4 protein-coding genes are annotated in these 3,430 nt (G+C 35.1%); all 4 read right to left on the bottom strand.

What is annotated here, in order from left to right; genetic code table 11:
• Positions 1-810: hypothetical protein (locus tag BZZ03_RS11685; protein WP_086583396.1), on the bottom strand; the 810-nt coding region annotated here is incomplete at its 3' end.
• A 279-nt stretch (positions 811-1,089) separates the two neighbouring features.
• Entirely contained in the window at positions 1,090-1,641 is a 552-nt protein-coding gene (locus BZZ03_RS11680; RefSeq protein WP_086583395.1) for a hypothetical protein, read from the bottom strand.
• Positions 1,642-1,692: 51 nt separating this feature from the next.
• Complete coding sequence (gene xerS, locus BZZ03_RS11675) at positions 1,693-2,763, bottom strand: tyrosine recombinase XerS (RefSeq protein ID WP_086583394.1); 1,071 nt, start codon at positions 2,761-2,763, stop codon at positions 1,693-1,695.
• 353 nt (positions 2,764-3,116) lie between these two features.
• Positions 3,117-3,430: hypothetical protein (locus BZZ03_RS11670; RefSeq protein WP_233128995.1), on the bottom strand; the 314-nt coding region annotated here is incomplete at its 5' end.

Here is a 3,430-nt window from a genome sequence, read left to right as displayed (position 1 = left end):
CCAGTGATGAACCGTAGGTGTTGGGGTTGGGGCTGGAGTCGGGGTTGGATCTGGTGTTGGGGTAGGTGTTGGTGTTGGGGCTGGCGTTGGGGTAGGGGTAGGGGCTGGGGTAGGAGATACATTATTACTGTTCCCCCCATTTCCAGATGTATTCCCTCCTGCTGGGATTTGAGCAGTCTGACCACCATTTGCTACGTTTGCTGTATCAGCTGTTACACCTGCTTGGTTTAAAGAGGTATCACCAGTTGTTTGAGTATTTTCTTGACTTTTAACTGATGCTTTTTTAGATGTGTCTTGTTGTGCTTTAGAAATATTTTGTGAAGCACGGACCTTATTCGCTTGAGCTTCGCTGTCTTTAATTTTCTTTGTTAATTCCGCTTTTAAAGTTTTATTATATGGAGACGTTAATTTGGAAACTGCAGTTTGAGCGGCTTTATGCTTTTTTTCATTCAGGGCATCTTTTTGATAAGCTACGACTGCTTTTCGTGCTGCATCCTCAAGTTTTACACGTGCACTAATCCCTGATAACTCATCATTAAGTTTTTTAGCTTCTTTGGTATCTTTTACCTTGGAAATTGCTTCTTTTGCGCTTTTAATATTTTTAGTATTAGGTACTTTCTGAGCATTAAGAAGTGCAGCTTTTGCTTTTTTCAACACTTCTTTTGATTGATCCACAACTTTCGTCACTTTAGAAGAGCTATTTGTCGTGTTCTCTTTTTTTGCATCCTGCTTTGAGCCACATGCGGTAAGCAAGAGAGTGCTGCTCAGTAAAAGTGTTGTCATTACTACTTTTTTTGTTCTTTTTTTCATTTAAAACTCCTTCTGTTTTATCCTTATAATAAGGCAACTATTCTTTGTCGCTTATTTCACTAATTTTTACTTTCTCATCATATCACACAATTTTTTTCTGGGAACCAAAAGTGGGTATTTTTTTAGTTTGTCATAAAAAATAATATTTCGTTTCGAATTCTTTTCAACGAGTACCTGCTATTGCAGGCTTCTTAACTCTTCACGAAGTAAATGTTTTTTATATTACAATAGCCACTGTAGGCATTTCGGAAATTTGTAATATTATATTGCGTTATAGTTTTACGAATTTGAGATGTTTTTTTGTTTTAACCACCCTTGGTAAGAAGAATAAAGACCCATCGTAAGCCCTAATTGATAATCCTTAAAATTTTCAATAGCACTTTTGGTACTTTCAGGTAAAGTTCTCATGAGATGAGGCACAAAGACAATAGGTAAAACCTGTTCAAGAAAAATTTCTTTCCCTTCCTCTGAGAACAAGTGATAAATTGTTTCTGGTTTAAGATACGACTTACATATCTTTAAAAGATATTCTAGGGAGTACTGTTTGGCTTGCTGCGTCCCCGCCACAAGATCATGGCTGATCAAGAAGTTTTCATAATTACCATATACCCACTGTGAGTTGTTAAGGTATGGGCAAATAATAGTATGAATAAAACTATTCAATTCAATAAGTTCCTGTTTTTTTATTCCTAAGAGCTTAGTAAAGCATTCATAGTCGAATACGTCACACTCGATGACTCCTTCTGAGATATAATTTTTTCTATTTGGTTCATCTTCTTCTGAAATAACCATTGAGCGGACGACGATTCTTCCTAATTGATTTTTTTTCATTTTAATTGTCTCTCTTTTCTTTTTATTTAATTTTACGAGATAGCTACAAATTCACAATTTATCTAATGCATCTTTTTGTTTTTCATCCACAATATGGGTATATAAATCCGTTACCTGAGTAGAAGAATGCCCAAGTTGGTGACTAACAAGAACCTGAGAGTTTGTTTCTTCATAGAGTCGTGTGGCTAGAGTATGTCGGAGTTTATGAGGAGTGATTCTAACCTTGAAGCCTAAAGAATACTTCTCTACCATCTTTTCAATTGTGGTTGTATCAATTCTATTGGCCTGTCCACGATAGCTGGTTAAAAATAAAGCAATATCTGTTTTTTCAGCATCATACTTCTTCTCACGAATTTCAAGATATTCTTGAAGGTAAGGCTTGGCAAAAGGTGAAATTCCTACTGCATCTTTTTTCCCACCTTTTCGGATGACTTCAATAATCAAAGTATTTAGATTCAAATCTTTTAGATTTGCGTTAACTACCTCAGATAAGCGAAGACCAGAGGCAAGCATTAATGCAATAATGGCTAAATCACGTTCTTTATTTCTGTCAAACCAAAGTTTAGCTTTTGGTGAAAGATCGTTTATATAGTCCTCGGCTATGTAATCTAAAAAACCCTGAGATTCTCCCCCTAAAAATAGTTTCCCTTTTATATTTTCCGCTCTTGAAGCTAATGTTTCTTTCATCTTCTTTATTTTTATCTTTTTCATAACATTGCGATAAAAATACGGTTCACCTTCACTATTCTCGACTTCTTCAGTTAGAAATTTATACAAACTTGATAAAGCAGCAATCGTTCGATTTAGTGTTGCCTGCCCAACCCCTCTCTGGCCAATCTGATTATTTAGAAGCGGTCTTTCTCTTAAATAAATAATAAAAGATTCAATATCTGTTTTACCAAGATTTTCTAGGACTTCTATAGAGATTTCTGAGGTTATCTTAGCTTGAGCTACATCTGAGTCAATTAACCATGTAAAGAAACGATCAAATTCTTTCAAATATTCATAGAGCGTTGAGTAACTGTAAGGCACACTTAACTTAGAATGATAATATTCTAGAACAAAGCCAGGCATCTTTTCTTTTATTTTTTCAATATTTTTTAGGATGTTTTCCTGTTTCAATTTCTTCCCTTTCAATTTTTTGTTGACACCATTATAACCTGCGATTTTTTTCTGGGAACCAACAATTGGGAAAAATAAAAAAACGCACTACAAAAAGTACATTTTATCTTTAAGTGTCTAAATTTAATCTTCATCATCACCGAAGTTTCTGATTCCTCTTCTATAGAGAAAACGTGCGCCCAAATATAAAGGAACTGCTATTGCTACAATAATCTCGACAACAAAAAATACTTTCGTTAGTCACATGAAAAGCAAAAAGCCTACTGCTCCTATAATAAATAGGAAAAATAAGGAGACAATACAACCACCTACTTCTCCCAATGTATCTGCCCAAATAAAAAAGGGTAACCATCTCATCTTTCTTCTCCTTCGAAACTCTCGTTGATCGCTTCTACATCAATTGCCACGAGGTATTTCTCCTTTTGATAAGCCTTGTATATGAATACTTCTTTACCTATGCATTCTTGAAATTTCTTAGCCAACGTGTAAGTCGTATTACCTTGGGATACAATCCCAATGATTGCAATCTCACGCTCTGCTTGTTCTTTTTCCGTCCTATAAATGACTCTTATACCTTGTAATGGTTTACCAGACGCAGCTTTTTTATCTAAGTCCACTCTTCTAAGTGAAAGTATAATTGCTTTAAATCTTGTAGACGTATTCCAAC

This window comes from Lactococcus petauri, assembly GCF_002154895.1.
In the GTDB taxonomy this organism is placed as follows: domain Bacteria; phylum Bacillota; class Bacilli; order Lactobacillales; family Streptococcaceae; genus Lactococcus; species Lactococcus petauri.
The sequence above is the reverse complement of the archived record's forward strand: the minus strand, read 5'-3'. Positions and strand labels throughout refer to the sequence as shown.

What these genes read in the sequence shown, in the direction of transcription:
- BZZ03_RS11680 (WP_086583395.1), bottom strand. Translation starts at nt 1,641, where the DNA reads ATGAAAAAAAATCAATTAGGAAGAATCGTCGTCCGCTCAATGGTTATT.